19 protein-coding genes are annotated in these 19,825 nt (G+C 60.8%); 10 read left to right on the top strand and 9 right to left on the bottom strand.

The genetic code is table 11. The annotated features are described in order from the left end of the window. The first annotated feature begins 113 nt into the window (after positions 1–113). The 5 genes from miaB (at position 114) to lnt (ending at position 5,518) form a co-directional block, all read left to right on the top strand. On the top strand, positions 114–1,439 hold the full coding sequence (gene miaB / locus C8K63_RS08760) for a tRNA (N6-isopentenyl adenosine(37)-C2)-methylthiotransferase MiaB (RefSeq protein ID WP_108216356.1): 1,326 nt from the start codon (positions 114–116) through the stop codon (positions 1,437–1,439). A gap of 207 nt (positions 1,440–1,646) precedes the next feature. After that, positions 1,647–2,654: a PhoH family protein gene (locus C8K63_RS08750; protein ID WP_108216354.1), complete on the top strand. Its 1,008-nt coding sequence runs from the start codon at positions 1,647–1,649 to the stop codon at positions 2,652–2,654. Beyond that, on the top strand, positions 2,647–3,141 hold the full coding sequence (ybeY, locus tag C8K63_RS08745) for an rRNA maturation RNase YbeY (RefSeq protein ID WP_108216353.1): 495 nt from the start codon (positions 2,647–2,649) through the stop codon (positions 3,139–3,141). The genes C8K63_RS08750 and ybeY overlap by 8 nt, the downstream gene beginning before the upstream one ends. Before the next feature lie 5 nt (positions 3,142–3,146). Then, positions 3,147–3,986, top strand: a complete 840-nt coding sequence (locus tag C8K63_RS08740) for an HlyC/CorC family transporter (protein WP_108216352.1) — start codon at positions 3,147–3,149, stop codon at positions 3,984–3,986. 8 nt (positions 3,987–3,994) lie between these two features. Further along, positions 3,995–5,518, top strand: a complete 1,524-nt coding sequence (gene lnt / locus C8K63_RS08735; RefSeq protein WP_108216351.1) for an apolipoprotein N-acyltransferase — start codon at positions 3,995–3,997, stop codon at positions 5,516–5,518. An 81-nt stretch (positions 5,519–5,599) separates the two neighbouring features. On the opposite strand, the gene C8K63_RS08730 is transcribed toward lnt, so the two are convergent. Further along, the gene (locus C8K63_RS08730) at positions 5,600–6,361 is read right to left on the bottom strand and encodes a YdcF family protein (RefSeq protein ID WP_108216350.1); all 762 of its coding nucleotides are present in this window, start codon (positions 6,359–6,361) and stop codon (positions 5,600–5,602) included. Between the two features lie 104 nt (positions 6,362–6,465). Further along, positions 6,466–6,786, bottom strand: a complete 321-nt coding sequence (locus tag C8K63_RS08725) for a hypothetical protein (protein ID WP_108216349.1) — start codon at positions 6,784–6,786, stop codon at positions 6,466–6,468. 281 nt (positions 6,787–7,067) lie between these two features. Between C8K63_RS08725 and leuS the strand changes: the two genes are divergently transcribed. From leuS to C8K63_RS08700, 5 genes are all read left to right on the top strand, one after another. Further along, positions 7,068–9,674, top strand: coding sequence for a leucine--tRNA ligase (leuS, locus tag C8K63_RS08720; RefSeq protein ID WP_108216348.1), 2,607 nt, complete (start codon positions 7,068–7,070; stop codon positions 9,672–9,674). 87 nt (positions 9,675–9,761) lie between these two features. Further along, positions 9,762–10,367 carry an LPS assembly lipoprotein LptE gene (lptE, locus tag C8K63_RS08715; protein WP_108216347.1) on the top strand — a complete coding sequence of 202 codons (606 nt, stop codon included), beginning with the start codon at positions 9,762–9,764 and terminating at the stop codon, positions 10,365–10,367. A gap of 39 nt (positions 10,368–10,406) precedes the next feature. Then, positions 10,407–11,444: a DNA polymerase III subunit delta gene (gene holA / locus C8K63_RS08710; protein ID WP_108216346.1), complete on the top strand. Its 1,038-nt coding sequence runs from the start codon at positions 10,407–10,409 to the stop codon at positions 11,442–11,444. 209 nt (positions 11,445–11,653) lie between these two features. Next, a complete protein-coding gene (gene arfA / locus C8K63_RS08705) occupies positions 11,654–11,818 on the top strand; it encodes an alternative ribosome rescue factor ArfA (protein WP_007990624.1) in 165 nt (54 codons plus the stop codon). A gap of 62 nt (positions 11,819–11,880) precedes the next feature. Then, positions 11,881–13,203, top strand: coding sequence for a lytic murein transglycosylase (locus C8K63_RS08700; protein ID WP_108216345.1), 1,323 nt, complete (start codon positions 11,881–11,883; stop codon positions 13,201–13,203). 95 nt (positions 13,204–13,298) lie between these two features. Here C8K63_RS08700 and C8K63_RS08695 read toward each other — a convergent pair whose 3' ends face one another. From C8K63_RS08695 to mltB, 7 genes are all read right to left on the bottom strand, one after another. Then, positions 13,299–14,246, bottom strand: a complete 948-nt coding sequence (locus C8K63_RS08695) for an LD-carboxypeptidase (RefSeq protein WP_108216344.1) — start codon at positions 14,244–14,246, stop codon at positions 13,299–13,301. Positions 14,247–14,418: 172 nt separating this feature from the next. Further along, on the bottom strand, positions 14,419–15,417 hold the full coding sequence (gene lipA / locus C8K63_RS08690) for a lipoyl synthase (RefSeq protein WP_162276382.1): 999 nt from the start codon (positions 15,415–15,417) through the stop codon (positions 14,419–14,421). Between the two features lie 25 nt (positions 15,418–15,442). Next, complete coding sequence (gene lipB, locus C8K63_RS08685) at positions 15,443–16,090, bottom strand: lipoyl(octanoyl) transferase LipB (protein WP_108216343.1); 648 nt, start codon at positions 16,088–16,090, stop codon at positions 15,443–15,445. Beyond that, entirely contained in the window at positions 16,090–16,365 is a 276-nt protein-coding gene (locus tag C8K63_RS08680; RefSeq protein ID WP_095941984.1) for a DUF493 domain-containing protein, read from the bottom strand. Before C8K63_RS08680 ends, lipB begins: the two co-directional genes overlap by 1 nt. 87 nt (positions 16,366–16,452) lie before the next feature. Continuing rightward, positions 16,453–17,610 carry a D-alanyl-D-alanine carboxypeptidase family protein gene (locus tag C8K63_RS08675; RefSeq protein ID WP_108216342.1) on the bottom strand — a complete coding sequence of 386 codons (1,158 nt, stop codon included), beginning with the start codon at positions 17,608–17,610 and terminating at the stop codon, positions 16,453–16,455. 181 nt (positions 17,611–17,791) lie between these two features. Then, positions 17,792–18,802 (bottom strand): septal ring lytic transglycosylase RlpA family protein, encoded by a 1,011-nt coding sequence (locus C8K63_RS08670; protein WP_108216341.1) that lies wholly within the window; start codon positions 18,800–18,802, stop codon positions 17,792–17,794. After that, positions 18,802–19,812 (bottom strand): lytic murein transglycosylase B, encoded by a 1,011-nt coding sequence (mltB, locus tag C8K63_RS08665; protein ID WP_108216340.1) that lies wholly within the window; start codon positions 19,810–19,812, stop codon positions 18,802–18,804. The genes C8K63_RS08670 and mltB overlap by 1 nt, the downstream gene beginning before the upstream one ends. Between the last annotated feature and the right edge of the window lie 13 nt (positions 19,813–19,825).

Below are 19,825 nucleotides of genomic sequence, written 5' to 3'. Positions count from 1 at the left end.
GATAAAAATGAGGGCGCGAACTATAGCATAGCCATCGGACGCGCAGCGGTAGGAACCTGGGTACATGTTCCCTATAATGCGCGGTTCTTTGAATCAGATGATGACTCTATTCCATGGCCAAGAAGCTTTACATCGAAACCCACGGTTGCCAGATGAACGAGTACGACAGCTCGCGCATGGTCGATCTGCTGGGCGAACATCAGGCCCTGGAAGTCACCGCCCGCGCTGAAGACGCCGACGTGATCCTGCTCAACACCTGTTCGATCCGCGAACGTGCCCAGGATCGCGTCTACTCCCAGCTCGGCCGCTGGCGCGAACTGAAGCTGGCCAACCCGGACATGGTGATCGCGGTCGGCGGTTGCGTGGCCAGCCAGGAAGGCGCGGCCATCCGCGATCGCGCGCCGTACGTCGACGTGGTCTTCGGCCCACAGACCCTGCACCGCCTGCCGGAAATGATCGACGCCGCGCGCATCAGCAAGCTGCCGCAAGTCGACGTCTCGTTCCCGGAAATCGAAAAATTCGACCATCTGCCCGAACCGCGCATCGACGGCCCGAGCGCTTACGTGTCGGTGATGGAAGGTTGCAGCAAATACTGCACGTTCTGCGTGGTGCCCTACACCCGCGGTGAAGAGGTCAGCCGGCCGTTCGACGATGTGCTTGCCGAGATCATCCACCTGGCCGAAAACGGCGTGCGCGAAGTGACGTTGCTGGGGCAGAACGTCAACGGCTATCGCGGCCTCACCCATGACGGACGCCTGGCGGATCTGGCCGAACTGATCCGCGTGGTCGCCGCGGTCGACGGCATCGACCGCATCCGTTACACCACGTCGCATCCGCTGGAGTTCTCCGACAGCCTGATCCAGGCCCACGCCGACGTGCCGGAACTGGTCAAGCATCTGCACTTGCCGGTGCAGTCGGGCTCGGACCGCATCCTCGCCGCGATGAAGCGCAACCACACCGCACTGGAATACAAATCCAAACTGCGCAAACTGCGCGCCGCCGTGCCGGGGATCTGCATCAGCTCGGATTTCATCGTCGGCTTCCCGGGCGAGACCGAGAAAGACTTCGAGCAAACCATGAAGCTGATTGCCGACGTCGGCTTCGACTTTTCCTACTCGTTCATCTACAGCCAGCGCCCGGGCACACCGGCCGCCGACCTGGCCGATGACACTCCGGAAGAGTTGAAAAAAGAGCGCCTGAATGCCCTGCAACATCGCTTGAATCAGCAAGGCTTCGAGATCAGCCGACAAATGGTTGGTTCGATCCAGCGGATCCTGGTGACCGATTACTCGAAAAAAGACCCGGGCGAGCTGCAAGGCCGCACCGAGAATAACCGTATCGTCAACTTCCGCTGCGACAACCCGACCCTGATCGGCCAGTTCGCGGACGTGCACATCGATGCCGCGCAGCCGCATTCGCTGCGGGGTTCGCTGGTGTAGGAGCGAGCCCGCTCGCGATGGTCGTCAACGATGACGCGTGCATCCTGAATGAACGAGGGGCATTCAAGCCCTTCGCGAGCAAGCTCGCTCCTACAGAGTCCGCGCCAGAGGCAGGAATCAGGCTGCCTGATTTAAGAGCTTTCGCGCCCACGCCACTGGCGCTATCCTTGATTCATCCCAATTGCCCCAGGGCGGCTAAATACGACCTTGAACGCACCCATAGAACCACATCGTTTCATCCTCGAGCCTTTTGAAGCTCGTCGCTTCGCCAATCTGTGCGGGCAATTCGACGAGCACCTGCGCTTGATCGAACAGCGCCTGACCATCGAGATCCGCAATCGCGGAAACCAGTTCGAGCTGATCGGCGAACCCAAACACACCACCTCCGCGGAAAACCTCCTGCGCCGCCTGTACCGGGAAACCAAGGGTACCGAGCTGTCGCCGGACATGGTTCACCTGTTCCTGCAGGAATCGGCCGTCGAACAGCTGGACAACCACGCCCCCGCCGAACCGTCCGTGGCCCTGCGCACCAAGAAAGGCATGATTCGCCCCCGCGGCTTGAATCAGGTGCGCTACGTGAAGGAAATCCTCGGTAACGACATCAACTTCGGCATCGGTCCGGCCGGTACCGGCAAGACCTATCTGGCCGTGGCTTGCGCGGTCGATGCGCTGGAGCGCGAGCAGATCCGCCGCATCCTGCTGGTGCGTCCGGCGGTCGAAGCGGGTGAAAAACTCGGCTTCCTGCCCGGCGACCTCGCACAGAAAATCGACCCGTACCTGCGCCCGCTCTACGACGCGCTCTACGAAATGCTCGGCTTCGAATACGTCGCCAAGCTGATCGAACGCCAGGTGATCGAAGTCGCGCCGCTGGCCTACATGCGCGGCCGTACGTTGAACAACAGCTTCATCATTCTCGACGAAAGCCAGAACACCACGGTCGAGCAGATGAAGATGTTCCTGACCCGGATCGGCTTCGGCTCCACGGCCGTCATTACCGGGGACATCACCCAGGTCGACCTGCCACGCGGCACCAAATCCGGCCTGCACCATGTGATCGAAGTGCTCAAGGAAGTGCCGGGAATCAGCTTCACCCATTTCCAGCCCAAGGACGTCGTGCGCCATCCACTGGTGCAACGGATTGTCGAAGCCTACGAGCGCTTCGAAACCAAAGCGGCCGATGATGCCGCCGCCAAGGATAGCCGCCGCGATGCTTGAGCTTGACCTGCAAATCGCCACCCAAGCCCTCGCCCCCAGCGAAGCCGAATTCCGCCAGTGGTGCGAACTGGCTTTGCGCCAGCGCACCGCCGACTCGGAGATGACCATTCGACTGGTCGACGAAGCCGAAGGCCGCGAGCTGAACCACACCTGGCGGCAAAAGGATTACGCAACTAACGTCTTGTCATTCCCGGCCGATGTGCCGGATGAGTTCCTCGACATCCCGCTGCTGGGCGATCTGGTGATCTGCGTGGCCGTGGTCGAGCGCGAAGCCGCCGAACAGGGCAAGGAGCTCAAGGCCCATTGGGCACACCTGGTGATTCACGGCTGCTTGCATCTGCTCGGTTACGACCACATTGATGACGACGAAGCCGAAGAGATGGAAGCACTGGAACGAACGTTGCTTGCAGAACTGGGCTTTCCCGATCCGTACGCGGACGACGAAACCGACGCATCCCCTACCGAAACAACAAAGGATTCAGAGTAATCGCTATGAGCGAAGATCGATCGAGCAACGGGCAGAAGTCATGGCTGGGTAAGCTCACCCAGGCTTTTGCCCACGAGCCGAAAAACCGCCAGGAGCTGCTGGAGCTGCTGCGCGATGCACACCAGAACAAACTGCTGGACAGCGAAGCGCTGGCCATCGTCGAAGGCGCCATCCAGGTGGCTGACTTGCAGGTTCGGGACATCATGGTCCCGCGCTCGCAAATGGTCAGCATCAAGGCGACCCAGACACCCCGCGAGTTCCTGCCAGCCGTGGTCGACTCGGCCCACTCCCGCTACCCGGTGATCGGCGAAAGCCACGATGACGTGATGGGCGTGTTGCTGGCCAAGGACTTGTTGCCGTTGATCCTCAAGGAGAACGGCGACAATTTCAACATCAAGGACCTGCTGCGCCCGGCCACCTTCGTGCCGGAATCAAAGCGCCTTAACGTGCTGCTACGCGAATTCCGTGCCAACCACAATCACATGGCCATCGTCATCGACGAGTACGGCGGCGTGGCCGGTCTGGTGACCATCGAAGACGTGCTGGAGCAAATCGTCGGCGACATCGAAGACGAACACGACGTCGAAGAAGACAGCTACATCAAGCCGCTGCCCAGCGGTGATTTCCTGATCAAGGCCCTGACACCGATCGAGAACTTCAACGACTTTTTCGACAGCGAGTTCTCCGACGATGAATTCGACACCGTTGGCGGCCTGGTGATGAGCGCGTTCGGGCATTTGCCAAAACGTAACGAAATCACCGAAATCGGCCCGTACCGTTTCCGCATCCTGAACGCCGACAGCCGTCGGATTCACTTGCTTCGCCTGACGCCCATTGCTCGCTAAGGATTGAAATGCGCTGGACAACCCGCCCCGGCTGGCCCGGTAACCTGCTGGCCGTGGCGGCCGGTGCAATCACCACCCTGGCCCTGGCGCCGTTCGATATCTGGCCACTGGCACTGCTCGCCGTCGGCCTGTTCTATGCCGGTTTGCGCGAACTGAGCCCACGCCAGGCGTTGGGTCGCGGCTGGTGTTTCGGTTTCGGCCTGTTCGGTGCCGGCACCAGCTGGATCTACTACAGCATTCACCACTTCGGCGGCGCGTCGATGCTGCTGGCCGGCTTCCTGATGCTGATCTTCACCGCGGCGATTGCCTGGTTCTTTGCCCTGCCCGCCTGGATTTGGGCGCGCTGGCTGCGTCGCAATGAGGCACCGCTGGCCGACGCACTGGCCTTCGCTGCGCTGTGGGTTGGTCAGGAAGCTTTCCGTGGCTGGTTCCTGACAGGTTTCCCGTGGCTGTATTCCGGTTACAGCCAGCTCGATGGCCCGCTGGCCGGGCTTGCTCCCATCGGCGGGATGTGGCTGATTTCCTTTACCCTGGCCCTGACAGCTGCGCTGATCTACAACGGCTTGCGCCTGGTTCGCACGGGGCGTAAAGGCTTCATCGCTGCCGGTATATTGCTGCTGGTCGGCCCATGGCTGGTCGGTATGGCCCTCAAACATCATGCCTGGACCAGCCCGTCGGGGCCGCCACTGAGCGTCGCCGCCATTCAGGGCAACGTCGAACAAAGCATGAAGTGGGACCCGGCGCAGCTCAACGCGCAACTGGCTTTGTACCGCGACATGAGTTTCAGCTCCAGGCGAGCCGACCTTCTCATTTGGCCGGAAACGGCGATTCCGGTGCTCAAGGAGTCCGCCGAGGGCTACCTGAACATGATGGGCGGCTTCGCGGCCGAACGTAAATCGGCGTTCATTACCGGTGTCCCGGTGCGCATGGAAGTACGCCACGAGAAGCGTTTCTTCAATGGCATCACGGTTACCGGTGAAGGCGACGGCACTTACCTGAAGCAAAAACTGGTGCCGTTTGGTGAATATGTCCCCTTGCAGGACATGCTGCGCGGGCTGATCGCATTCTTCGACCTGCCAATGTCGGACTTCGCTCGCGGCCCGGCCGACCAGCCGCTGCTGCAAGCCAAGGGTTATCAGATCGCGCCGTTCATCTGCTACGAAGTGGTTTATCCGGAGTTCGCTGCCAGCCTTGCCGCCCGCAGCGACCTGCTGCTGACCATCAGCAACGACACCTGGTTCGGCACCTCCATCGGCCCCCTGCAACACCTGCAGATGGCGCAGATGCGTGCACTGGAGGCCGGCCGCTGGATGATCCGCGCCACCAACAACGGCGTATCCGGCCTGATCAACCCGTTTGGTCAGATTACCGATCAGATCCCGCAGTTCGAACGCGGCATCCTGTATGGCGAAGTGGTGCCGATGCATAACCTGACGCCGTACCTGGAATGGCGTTCGTGGCCATTGCTCATTGTCTGCGTGCTGTTGTTCGGCTGGGCGCTGATTGCGAGCCGGATGGCCAAGACCGTCTAGAAAAGATCGCAGCCTGCGGCAGCTCCTACAGGGATTGCATTCCAACTGTAGGAGCTGCCGCAGGCTGCGATCTTTTGATCTTTATCGGTAAAACAACGAATAACCGATCTGCCCCACCGCCTCGTTCATCAATTGCCCGTTCTGCCAGATCGCCTTGAACTCCGGCATCCAGCCACCCAGTGGCCGTGCGTTGTCGCCGCCCAGAAACCCTACCGGCGCCGGCACCACCTCAAACCCGGCCTTGCGAAAACTCCAGACCGCTCGTGGCATATGCGCGGCATGGGTCACGAGCACCACACGTTTGACGCCCTGTGGCAGCAGCACTTCGGCGCTGAACTGCGCATTTTCCCAGGTCGTGCGGCTGCGCCCTTCCTGCCAACGCACGTTCACGCCAAAATCATCGCCCAAGGAGTCAGCCATCATCTGCGCCTCGCTGGGTGGCGTGCCGTAATGCAAGCCGCCGCTGGTCAGCACCGGCAAGCCGGAAGCCTTGGCCAGCCGCGCGGCAAAGCGCTGGCGCTCCAGGCCGACGCCCGTGGGCTGGTCGGCGCCCCAGGCCACGTCACCGCGTTCGCGCCCCGAGCCGAGGACCACGATCGCATCCGCGCGCTGCCCCAGGACTGCCCATTCATCGCGGGCCAGCGGTGGCTCCCGCTCGAGCAGGCCGGCACTCCACTGCACCACCACCGGCAGGCTCATCAGCCAGAAGCCCCCCAGGCCCAGCGCAAAGCACGCACCGGCAAGCCTCGGCCTGGATCGGCGCAACCACCAGGCAAGCAAAAGCAGCAGCAATAGAATGCCGGGTGGCAAAAGAAGTTGTTTTACGAAATAACGAAAAGGCATTGAGCATCTCCCGGAGATGCCCGAAGCCTAAGTGGGTTGGAGCAATGCGACAATCATTACGCAAGGACTATATTTCAAAAATGCATGGAGCAAGGCTCTGTGCCCTATTTGAACTGGAAAGACCGGACCTTTACCGCGTCTCTGCCGGGAACCTTGTCCTTGAGCCAGATAATCTTGGCCGAACGTGGTACGTCGAGTTGCTTTACCGCCTCTGACAAGCATCCGTGCGTCTCACGCTCACTGCGATCCAGATACGCCTTGACCAGTGCAAACTCTGCGGGGCTCAGACCACGCAGTTCCAGTTCCAGAGGGTGTTCGTCGCGCAACCGGCCAGCGGTTCTTGCCGCGTCCAGGGCCAAGGCCAAACGATCGATCAGCCTTTCGTACAGCTCCGGTTTTGTAGCTTTTTGCTGAGACTCAACCATCCCTCACCTCATTGGAAGATAAGACCTACTCCCCAGTTAGAGCTTAGCTTCCATGAACAAACCGGCTGAACGCCGCGACCAACGGCCCTCGCAGCGGTTTTTGCTGGACGTGCGGCAGCAATCAGGGTTTCCCTCGGTAGAGCGCGGTCATGTATGCTACGGCGCTTCCTGTAACTCCACTTCCAGCTCGGCTGGGCCTCGAAAACGCCAATGTGGCGTGTTCACCGTCCAGCGTTGCATTGAAGAGGATTAGGCCACCCCTATTCAGTTCAAAAGTAGCCATGCACGAACAATATCAGCCCCGTGAAATCGAAGCCGCCGCCCAGTCGTTCTGGGACGAGCAAAAGTCCTTTGAAGTCAGTGAACAGCCAGGCAAGGAGACTTACTACTGCCTGTCGATGTTCCCTTACCCCAGCGGCAAGCTACACATGGGGCACGTGCGCAACTACACCATCGGCGACGTGATCTCCCGCTACCAGCGCATGCAAGGCAAGAACGTTCTGCAACCCATGGGTTGGGACGCCTTCGGCATGCCGGCGGAAAACGCCGCGATGAAGAACAACGTAGCGCCCGCCAAGTGGACCTACGAAAACATCGCCTACATGAAGACCCAGCTGCGCAGCCTGGGCCTGGCGGTGGACTGGTCGCGCGAAGTGACCACCTGCAAGCCCGATTACTACCGCTGGGAACAATGGCTGTTCACCCGCCTGTTCGAAAAAGGTGTGATTTACAAAAAAAGCGGCACCGTGAACTGGGACCCGATCGACCAGACCGTCCTGGCCAACGAGCAAGTGATCGACGGTCGCGGCTGGCGTTCCGGCGCGCTGATCGAAAAGCGCGAAATCCCGATGTACTACTTCAAGATCACCGCCTACGCGGATGAGCTGCTGGAGAGCCTCGACGACCTGCCGGGCTGGCCTGAACAGGTCAAGACCATGCAGCGCAACTGGATCGGCAAATCCCGCGGCATGGAAGTGCAGTTCCCATACAACGTCGATTCCATCGGCGAAGCGGGCGTGCTGAAAGTCTTCACCACCCGTCCGGACACTCTCATGGGAGCGACCTACGTCGCCGTGGCCGCCGAACACCACCTCGCCACCCTCGCTGCACAGAACAATCCTGAGCTGCAAGCGTTCATCGCTGAATGCAAGGGCGGCAGCGTGGCGGAAGCCGACGTCGCCACCCAGGAGAAAAAAGGCCTGCCGACCGGCCTGTTCGTCGAGCACCCGCTGACCGGCGAAAAACTGCCGGTATGGGTCGCCAACTATGTGCTGATGCACTACGGTGATGGCGCGGTGATGGCGGTTCCGGCCCACGATGAGCGCGATTTCGAGTTCGCCCACAAGTACAACCTGCCGGTTAAATCGGTCGTGCGCACCAGTTCTGGCGATAGCAACCCGCAGCCATGGCAAGACGCCTACGGCGAGTACGGCACGCTGATCAATTCCGGCGAGTTCGACGGCCTCGACTTCGCGGGTGCCTTCGACGCCATCGAAGTCGCTCTGATCAAGAAAGAACTGGGCGCCTCGCGCACCCAGTTCCGCCTGCGCGACTGGGGCATCAGCCGTCAGCGCTACTGGGGCTGCCCGATCCCGATCATCCACTGCAACACCTGCGGTGATGTGCCGGTACCGGAAGATCAATTGCCGGTCGTACTGCCGGAAGACGTGGTGCCGGACGGCGCCGGCTCGCCACTGGCGCGCATGCCTGAGTTCTACGAGTGCAGCTGCCCTAAATGCGGCCAGCCTGCCAAGCGTGAAACCGACACCATGGACACCTTCGTCGAGTCGTCGTGGTACTACGCCCGCTACGCCTCGCCGCACTTTGAAGGTGGCCTCGTGGAAAAATCCGCAGCCGACCACTGGCTGCCGGTGGATCAGTACATCGGCGGTATCGAACACGCGATCCTGCACCTGCTCTACGCGCGCTTCTTCCACAAATTGATGCGTGACGAAGGCCTGGTGAGCTCCAACGAGCCGTTCAAGAACCTGCTGACCCAGGGCATGGTAATCGCCGAGACTTACTATCGTCGCGAAGCCAATGGCGCTTACACCTGGTTCAACCCGGCGGACGTCGAGCTTGAGCGTGACAGCAAGGCCAAGGTTATCAGCGCCAAGTTGAAAGCTGACGGCTTGCCGGTGGAAATCGGCGGCACCGAGAAGATGGCCAAGTCGAAGAACAACGGTGTCGACCCACAGTCGATGATCGACCAGTTCGGTGCAGACACTTGCCGCCTGTTCATGATGTTCGCCTCGCCGCCTGACATGAGCGCGGAATGGTCTGACTCCGGCGTGGAAGGTTCGCACCGTTTCCTCAAGCGTGTCTGGCGTCTGGCTCAAGCCCACGTCACCCAGGGCCTGCCGGGCAAACTGGACGTCGCCAGCCTGAATGACGAGCAGAAAGCCGTTCGTCGTTCGATCCACCTGGCCATCAAGCAGGCCAGCCAGGACGTCGGCCAGAACCACAAATTCAACACCGCCATCGCCCAGGTGATGACGCTGATGAACGTGCTGGAAAAAGCCGCGCAAGGCACCGGGCAGGATCGCGCACTGATTCACGAAGGTCTGGAAACCGTGACTCTGCTGCTGGCTCCGATCACGCCGCACATCAGCCACGAACTGTGGAATCAACTGGGTCACGCTGATCCTGTGATCGACGCCGGTTGGCCGGTGCAGGACGACAGCGCACTGGTGCAGGACAGCCTGACGCTCGTCATCCAGGTCAACGGCAAGCTGCGTGGCCAGATCGAAATGCCCGCCAGTGCCAGCCGCGAAGAAGTCGAAGCAGCCGCCCGCGCCAACGAGAACGTCCTGCGCTTCGTCGACGGCCTGACCATCCGTAAAGTGATCGTAGTGCCCGGGAAACTGGTCAATATCGTCGCCAGCTAATTGGATCGGGCGCCAGGTGAGCCTGGCGCCGAGTAAAACCTTTCGGGCCGCTTGATCGGCCCACATGGTTTCAAGGGGAGCAACAAGATGATCAAACGCAATCTGCTGGTGATGGGCCTCGCGGTTCTGTTGAGCGCCTGCGGTTTCCAGCTGCGCGGCACCGGCACCGACGAACTGGCGATCAAGGAACTCGACCTGAGCGCCCGTAACGCCTATGGTCCAACCGTGACCCAGTTGCGTCAGACACTGGAAGGCAGCGGCGTCAAGGTCTTTAACGGCGCACCTTACAAACTGGTGCTGACCAATGAGCAGGAAAGCCAACGTATCCTCAGCTACGCTGGTGCCGGTCGTGCTGGCGAGTACCAGGTGACCACCGTATTGAACTACGACATCCTTGGTCGCGGTGACCTGCCACTGATGAGCGACAAGCTTGAAGTGCAGAAAATCTACATGCACGACGGCAACAACCTGGTGGGTTCCGACCAGGAAGCCGCAACGGCCCGGACAGAGGCCCGCCGCGAGCTGGTTCAGCGCATGATGCTGCGCCTGCAACAACTGAGCCCTGGCCAACTGGATCAGTTGCAGCAGACTGCCGAAGCCAAGGCCAAGGCTGATGCCGCAGCACTGGAAGCGGCAAAGAAGGCTGAAGCGGATACCCCGCGTCAGTCGCCTGTCGAACTGCCGCAGCAGTAAGACTTACGGGGTGCTCAGGCGCCCCGTTCGCCCTCTCTTATGAAGCTCGCCCCCGCCCAACTCGCCAAACACCTGCAAGGCGCCCTTGCGCCGGTCTACATCATCAGCGGCGATGACCCGTTGCTGTGCCAGGAGGCGGCCGACGCTGTTCGCACTACCGCCCGTCAGCAGGGATTCGATGAGCGCCAGGTGTTTGCCGCCGACGCCAGTTTCGACTGGGGGACGTTGCTGCAAGCCGGTGCCAGCATGTCACTGTTCGCCGAAAAGCGCCTGCTGGAACTGCGCTTGCCTTCCGGCAAACCCGGCGACAAAGGTGCCGCCGCACTGATCGAGTACTGCTCGCGCCCGGCTGACGACACCGTACTGCTGATCAGCCTGCCGAAACTCGATGGCAGCGCGCAGAAAACCAAGTGGGGCAAAGCGCTGGTCGAAGGACAACAGACCCAGTTCGTGCAGATCTGGCCAGTCGATGTCGCCCAGCTGCCAAGCTGGATCCGCCAACGTTTGTCCCAGGCCGGGCTTTCCGCCAGCCAGGACGCCGTTGAGCTGATCGCGGCGCGGGTCGAGGGCAATTTGCTGGCCGCCGCCCAGGAAATCGAAAAGCTCAAACTGATGGCCGAGGGGGGTCAGATCACCGTTGAAACTGTACAGGCAGCGGTGGCCGACAGTGCGCGCTTCGACGTTTTTGGCCTGACCGATGCGGTGCTCAATGGTGAAGCGGCCCATGCGTTGCGCATGCTCGAAGGCTTACGCGGTGAAGGCGTCGAGCCGCCGGTGATTCTCTGGGCCCTGGCCCGGGAGTTGCGCCTGCTGGCCAACATTTCGCTGCAATACAGCCAGGGGACGCCGCTGGACAAGGCCTTCAGCCAGGCCAAGCCTCCGGTCTGGGACAAACGCAAGCCGTTGGTGAGCAAAGCCCTGCAGCGCTACTCGGCACAACGCTGGGCGCAACTGCTGCTCGAAGCGCAACGCATTGATGCGCAGATCAAAGGCCAGGCGGCCGGTTCGCCGTGGATGAGTTTGAGCCGGTTGACGTTGCTGATGGCTGGGCAGCGCCTGACCCTGCCCGCTGAGTAACCCCGCACCTTGTAGGAGCGAGCTTGCTCGCGAAGGTCGTTAACGATAACGCAGACGTTCTGATTTAACGCGGCGCCCTCAAGTGCTTCGCGAGCAAGCTCGCTCCTACAAAGAGCGGCGCTTTTTCAGACAGACATCGGGACTGGACAGCCTTTCAACTTCGGCCGATGATTCGCCTCGCAAAATCCATTCACTTGCGAGAAGTCACCATGAGCAAAAAGCCATCGAAGCATGGCCCCAACAAGGCCAAATCCATCATCGCCCAGCCATTGTTCCGCAGCCGCCAGGAACGCCCCGCCAAGGGCAAAGGCAGCTACCGCCGCGAAGCCTTCCAGTCTGACAGCTGGGAGGCTTCTTACTTTCTGGCGGCCTGAAAGGCAAGCATCCGCTCAACATGTTAAGGTCTGCACCTGATCCGTATTCCCTGGACCCGTGCATGCCCTTTTGTCTTTCCCGTCGTTGGCACTTGCGCCAATTGATTGCTGCCTCCAGCCTCGTTTTGCTAGTCGCCTGCGCGGAAAAACCTACCGCCGCCGACGCCCAGCCGCTTCAGACCCTCCCTGTCGCCACCGCCCCGGCGGTTGTTCCGCCTGTGGTTGCGAACGGTGAAAACCTCGACATCCCGCCCACCCAGACCTTCGCCGAATGGCAGGCGGGTTTCCGCAAGGATGCCTTGGCCGCCGGTATCCGCGCCGATCTGTTCGATCGCGCTTTTGCCGATGTCAGCTTCGACCCCAGTGTGATTCGTGCCGATCGCAGCCAACCGGAATTCGCAAAACCGGTGTGGGAATACCTCGACGGCGCCTTGTCGCCGCTGCGGGTACGCAAAGGCCAGTCGCTGGTCAACCAATACGCCGACATCCTGCAAAGCATCGAGCAGCGTTACGGCGTTGATCGTCAGGCGCTGGTGGCCGTGTGGGGCATGGAAAGCAACTTTGGCCAGTTCCAGGGCAGCAAGTCGGTGATCAACTCGCTGGCGACCCTGGCCTACGAAGGCCGTCGCCCCGCTTTCGCCCACGCACAATTGATTGCCGCCCTGCAAATCCTGCAACAAGGCGATATCGAACCCGAGAAGATGCTCGGATCCTGGGCCGGCGCCATGGGCCAGACCCAGTTCATCCCGACCACCTACAACACCCATGCCGTGGACTTCGATGGCGACGGACGCCGCGATATCTGGGGCAGTTCGGCCGATGCCCTGGCCTCGACCGCACATTACCTGCAAAGCTCAGGCTGGCAGAAAGGCCAGCCATGGGGCTTCGAAGTGCAGTTGCCAGGCGGGTTCGACTACTTGCTGGCCGACGGCACGACTCGCAAGAGCGTCGCCGAATGGCGGCAACTGGGAATTACCCTGCCCAATGGTGGGCAGGTCCCGGCCGGCTCCGAGCAATTGTCCGCGGCCTTGCTGCTGCCGGCCGGTTACCGTGGACCGGCGTTCCTGGTGCTCGATAACTTCCGGGCGATCCTCAAGTACAACAACTCGTCGTCCTACGCCTTGGGGGTGAGCCTGTTGTCCGAACGCTTCAATGGCGCGGGACTGATCAGCGGCACGTGGCCAAAGGATGACCTGCCACTGAGCCGTACCGAGCGGATCGAGCTGCAAAACCTGCTGAGCACACAAAACTACGATGCCGGCACCGCCGACGGGATCATTGGCGCCAACACGCGCAAGGCGATCCGCAGCGCCCAACAGTCGTTTGGCTGGCCGGCGGATGGGTACCCGACGCACAAATTGCTGGAAGGTTTGCGTAACCGCTAAAAGCAAAAGATCGCAGCCTGCGGCAGCTCCTACGGGTGTACACAAAACCCCGTAGGAGCTGCCGCAGGCTGCGATCTTTTCAAGATATTCGCGACTTATCTGATTACCACATCCTGTTCCAAAACCAATTCCTTGTTCCCCGCATCCAGCCGCACCAACGCCCCCATCGGCAACGTCAGATTCGGGTTGCAATGCCCACTGCGCCAGCCGGACAGCACCGGAATCAGCAATGGCTCGAACGTCTGCTTGAGCAAGCGCTCCAGCGCGACCACCTCAACTCCCGCGATGTCCCCCACCAGCACCCCACGCAGCTTGTGCAGGGTCCCCGCAAGACGCAGATGGGTCAGCAACCGGTCGATGCGATACAGCGGCTCGTTGATATCTTCGATGAACAGAATGACGCCCTCGGCATCGATCTGGTAGGGCGTACCCATCGTCGCGGCAATCATCGACAGGTTGCCACCGAGCAGGCGCCCATGAGCGACACCCGGTACGATCGTCGTCAACGGGCGGCCAATCGGATGCATGAGCACACTACCGGCCCTGCATTGCCCACTGAGCATATTGAAAAAAGAGGTTTCGGTAGGTGGCAGCCGCTCACCCAGCAGATCGGCGTTGAGCAGCGGGCCATGGAAGGTCACAAAACCCGCATAACGGCTGATCGCCAAATGCAGCGCGGTGATGTCGCTGTAGCCGATGAATGGCTTGGCGTGGTGGCGCAGCAACTGAAAGTCGACGCGATCAAGCAACCGAGGCGTGCCGTAACCGCCACGCAGGCAAATGATGGCATCGACCTCCGGGTCGGTGAACGCCGCGTGCAGGTCATTGAGTCGTATATCGTCGCTGCCGGCGAGGTAGCCATCCTTCTCGAACACCCCCGGAAATATCCGCAGCGAATAACCACGTGCGCGCATCCAGGCGATGGCCTTGCCGGTGTCAAGCGCTGCAGGGCCGGCAGGCGCGATCACGGCGATCAACCCTTGCATCGGCAACGCCGGTACAGGCGTGTGAGGCATGAGCGTGGGGTCAGGTCTTGCGGTCATCCATGGATCTCCCAGCGTAGAAGCGTCAAGCACACATTAGTCAGGAACGGCGACAAACAGAAGGGGATCAATCGTCCCATCGTCCGCAGGAAAGGGCCGAAATCACTGTCAGACGGGCAAAAAAAGCCCGCAAGGTCGATTAAACCTTGCGGGCACTTTTCACAGCGCTGAATCAGGACGACATCAGCTCGGCCTTGACCAGCTTGGCCTGCTCGTCAGCGTGATACGAAGAACGTACCAACGGACCGGACGCCACGTTCTTGAAGCCCATCTTGTAGCCTTCCTCGGCAAACCAGGCGAAGGTGTCCGGGTGCACGAAGCGCTGCACCGGCAAGTGGCTGCGGGACGGTTGCAGGTACTGGCCGAGGGTCAGCATGTCGATGTCGTGTTCGCGCATGCGCTTCATGACCTCGATGACTTCTTCGTCGGTCTCGCCCAGGCCCAGCATCAAACCGGATTTGGTCGGAATGTGCGGCATCATCTGCTTGAAACGTTGCAGCAGGGTCAGCGACCACTGGTAGTCCGAGCCCGGACGCGCAGCCTTGTACAGGCGCGGCACGGTTTCCAGGTTGTGGTTGAACACATCCGGTGGCTCGGCAGCGGTGATTTCCAGGGCGATGTCCATGCGGCCACGGTAGTCCGGGACCAGGGTCTCGAGCTGGACGTTCGGCGACAGTTTGCGGATTTCGCGGATGCAGTCGGCAAAGTGCTGGGCACCGCCGTCACGCAGGTCATCACGGTCCACCGAGGTGATCACAACGTACTTGAGTTTCAGGTCGGCGATGGCGATGGCCAGGCTTTCCGGTTCGTTGACGTCCAGTGGCTTCGGACGGCCGTGGCCGACGTCGCAGAACGGGCAACGACGGGTGCAGATGTCGCCCATGATCATGAAGGTCGCGGTGCCGCCGGAGAAACACTCGCCCAGGTTCGGGCAGGAAGCCTCTTCGCACACGCTGTGCAGCTTGTGTTTGCGCAGCAAGGCCTTGATGCGGTCGACTTCCGGTGAAACCGGGATGCGGACACGAATCCAGTCCGGTTTTTTCGGCAATTCCGTAGTCGGAATGATCTTCACCGGGATGCGTGCAACCTTTTCGGCGCCGCGCAGCTTGACGCCGGCCTCTACCTTGGGACGCGGGGCCGGGCGCTCGGTGACATCGAGCGTCGGGATCATGGTTTGCACTGCATCAGTAGTCATATCAGTCGATTCCGCCCGTCAGGGTCGTCTGCTCAGCATAGTCGAGGTGTTTGACGAGCTGCGCGCGCAGCCGGGCACTTACCTCGGCAAATTCAATCGATCCTGCGTGATCGCTCAGCTGGGTCATCGCCAGCCCGGCATAGCCGCAGGGATTAATCCGTCGAAACGGTTCCAGGTTCATGTCCACGTTCAGGGCCAGGCCATGAAAGGAGCAGCCATGGCGGATCCGCAGACCCAGCGAGGCGATTTTCGCCCCGTCGACGTAGACACCCGGTGCATCGGGTTTGGCCACGGCGGTGACGCCGTAACTGGCCAGCAGCTCGATCAGGCACTGCTCCATCCGGTTGACCAGATCGCGCACGCCAAACCCGAGCTTGCGCACGTCCAGCAGCAGATAAGCCACCAACTGGCCAGGCCCGTGGTATGTCACCTGACCACCACGATCGACCTGCACTACTGGAATATCACCGGGGAGCAGCAAATGTTCAGCCTTGCCCGCCTGGCCCTGGGTGAACACCGGTGGATGCTCTACCAGCCAGATCTCGTCGGCGGCATCGCTGCCGCGTTCGTTGGTGAAGCGTTGCATGGCATGCCAGACCGGCTCGTAAGCCATCTGGCCGAGCTCGCGAAAGCCCAGCGTGCCAGACATCACAACACCATGTGCACGAAACCGGTGGCCCGCAGTTCGCTGTTGATGTTGTACAGCTGGTCCTGGTCGGTCGCGACGATGTGCAACTGGATGGTGGTGTATTTGCCGTTGCTGCTCTGGCGCTCGTCAACACGCTCATCGTTGATCGTTGCATGCTTGCGAACGATGTCGATGATCCTGTCCTTGTTGCCCACGCCGGTGTCGCTGATCACCTTAACCGGATAATCATTGGCAGGGAATTCGATCTTTGGCGCCTTTACTTCGGTATCGGTCATGGCGTAACGGCCTCGTAAGCGTAAGCCGTGGCGACGGGCATGGCTGCGCGCCAGATCAGCGCGGAGCCATGCAGGTGCACACTAAATTCAGTTGAACAAGCCGTAGAAGAATAGACGGATGCTATCCCACATGCGGCGGAAGATACCACCTTCCTCGACAGCGTCCAGAGCGATCAGATCAGCGCTGTGCACGACCTTGTCGTCCAGTTTCACTTCGACTTTACCGATCACGTCGCCCTTGGCGATTGGCGCGACCAGTTGCGGGGTCATGGTCATGCTGGCAGCGAGCTTTTTCAGCTGGCCTTTGGGCAGGGTCATGGTCAGGTCTTCAGCCAGGCCAGCCTTGACCTGGTTGGTGGAACCCTTCCAGACCGGCGCCTGGGCCAGTTCGGCGCCCTTCTGATAGAAGGTCTGGGTTTCGAAGAAGCGGAAACCGTAGGTCAGCAGCTTCTGGGTTTCTGCGGCACGAGCCACCTCGCTGTTGGTGCCGAACACCACGGCGATCAGGCGCATGCCATCACGTACGGCCGAAGACACCATGCAGTAGCCGGCTTCGTCGGTGTGACCGGTTTTCAGGCCGTCGACGGTCTTGTCGCGCCACAGCAGCAGGTTACGGTTCGGTTGCTTGATGCCGTTCCAGAAGAACTCTTTCTGCGAGTAGATCGCGTAGTGAGCCGGGTCTTCGTGGATGATCGCGCGGGCCAGCACAGCCATGTCGTGAGCCGACGAATAGTGCTCAGGGTTCGGCAGGCCGGTCGGGTTCATGAAGTGGGTGTTGGTCATGCCCAGGTCGGCGACGGTCTTGTTCATCAGGTCGGCGAAAGCGTCTTCGCTGCCGGCGATGTGCTCGGAGAGCGCGACGCTGGCGTCGTTGCCCGACTGGATGATGATGCCGTGCAGCAGGTCGCTGACGGTGACCTGCGAGCCCACTTTGATGAACATCCGCGAACCGCCGGTGCGCCAGGCGTTCTCGCTGACGGTCACCGGATCGTTTTCGCCGATCTGGCCGCGACGGATTTCCAGGGTCGCGATGTACGCGGTCATCAGCTTGGTCAAGCTGGCCGGCGGCAGACGCTGGTCACCATTGTTCTCGACCAGCACGTTGCCACTGCTGGCATCCATGAGCACGTAGGCCTTGGCAGCCAGTTGCGGTGGCGACGGCATCATCTCGACCGCGAACGCGGCAGGTGAGAGGAGCAGCGGGACTAACAGGAACAGGCGTTTGGCAAAGGTGGTGATGTTCATCCGTCTCTCGAAATCGCTAATGGAAACTGCCCAAGGGCAAAACTAATCAGATGACTTTCTAACGAGTCATCGCGTGTTCAGCTGCTCACTCTGTAACCCTTGCCGGGCTTTTGTTCTTCGACGAGCCAACAGCCTGATTCACCCCCCAATCGCTGGTGAATCGTCAATCAAGTCCTACGTATTACTCGGTGACCACACTTGGCGAACCAAGGTTGGCCAGGCGCACGCTGTTCTGCACCTGGGCAATCTCACCCGGCGAACCGATCGGCCCCAGGCGAACCCGGTGCAGGGTTTGCTGATTGCGCACGATCGAACTGATGAACACCGGAGCGCTCACCATCCCGCTGAGCTTCGATCTCAGGAGTTCTGCAGCGTCCGGGTTGGCGAACGCGCCCACCTGCAGATACTGGCCAGAGGCTGGTGCAGAAGCGTTTTTTTTTGCGTCAGCAAGTTGTACGGGCACAACGGCTGCGGCGTGTTGCTGCGGCGGGGGCGTCCATTGCTCGACGGTGCCGGCCGAGGCCGTGATCACCGGGGCGCTATTCTGCGCGACTTGCGGCTCGTTGAGCATTAAAGGCGCCGGACGGCCCTTGGCGGCCCACCACTGTTGTGGATCGATGCCCTCGACCTTGACCCGCGCGGTACCGGTCTCGGCATAACCGAGTTTCTTGGCGGCCGCGTATGACAGGTCGATGATCCGGTCCGAGTAGAACGGCCCACGATCGTTGACGCGCAGGATCACGCTCTTGTTGTTGTCCAGGTTGGTCACCCGAACGTAACTCGGCAGCGGTAAGGTCTTGTGTGCGGCACTCATGCCGTACAGGTCATAGACTTCGCCGTTGGCGGTGTTCTGACCATGGAACTTGGTGCCATACCAGGACGCCGTACCCGACTGCACGTACGTCTTGGATTCTTGCAACGGAAAATAGGTTTTGCCCAGTACTGAGTACGGGCTGGCCTTGTACGGGCCGGTATGCAGGGTCGGCGTGGCGTCCGGGATGCGCGAAACATCGACATCCCACCATGGCGCGCCATCCTTGTGGGCACGGTTGATGTCCAGCCCCGGCGTCGAGCGCACGGCGGTGGTGGACTTCTGGGCTGGCGCGCGGCTGGTCGAACAACTGGCGACCAGCACAGCCAACGCGGCGAATGCCATCAACTTCAGGGGTTTATTGATAGGCAATGCCCGCATTACTTGACGCCCCGTGCTTGGACCAGCTGTTCAGACAGTTGATGTACAGCCATGGCGTACATCACGCTGCGGTTATAACGCGTGATCGCGTAAAAATTCTTCAGGCCCATCCAGTACTCGGAGCCATTGTCGCCTTCCAGGCGGAAAGCGGTAACCGGCATATCATCGCGCAGCGCATCATGACTTGACCACCCCAGGGCTCGCAACTCCCCGACGGTTTTCGTCGGTTCGATGCCTGCGGTCAAACCCTCGTCGACCTGATCGCCACGGACATCGGCACGGCTGACCACCGGTTCGCCGGCGCCCCAGCCATGACGCTTGAAGTAACTGGCGACACTACCAATGGCATCGTCGGGGTTGGTCCAGATGTTGATATGGCCATCACCGTCGAAATCCACCGCATAGGCGCGGAAACTGCTCGGCATGAATTGCGGCAACCCCATTGCGCCGGCGTAAGAGCCTTTGAGCGTCATCGGATCGACCTGCTCTTCGCGGGCCAGCAGCAGGAACTCACGCAATTCCTTGCGGAAAAACTCGGCACGGGGAGGATAGTCGAAACCCAGGGTCGACAAGGCATCGATCACCCGGAAATTTCCGGTATTACGGCCGAAAAAGGTTTCAACGCCGATGATCGAGACTATCACCTGGGCCGGAACGCCGTATTCCTGCTCGGCACGGGCCAACACCGCTTCGTGCTGACGCCAGAAATCCACACCCCGGGCTATGCGCGCATCGGTGATGAACATCGGGCGATATTCGCTCCACTGCTTGACCCGTTCGGCGGGTTTCGAGATGGCGTCCAGAATCGACTGCTTGCGCTCGGCGTCGCGGAACACACCCATCAATTGTTCACCGGCGAAACCATAGTCGCGGGTCATTTCACCGACGAATTCGGCCACCTGGGGTGAGCCTTCGTAGTCGCCGGCCAACGCTTCCTGCACGGTGCCAAGGATGCTTACCAGGCCGACCCATGGCGCATACCGGGTCGCCCAGCCACGCATTACTTGCATTGAAAGTTTCACC

Source organism: Pseudomonas sp. GV085 (genome assembly GCF_003050925.1).
Classification (GTDB): Bacteria; Pseudomonadota; Gammaproteobacteria; order Pseudomonadales; family Pseudomonadaceae; genus Aquipseudomonas.
This window is presented reverse-complemented; position numbering and strand designations above follow the sequence as displayed.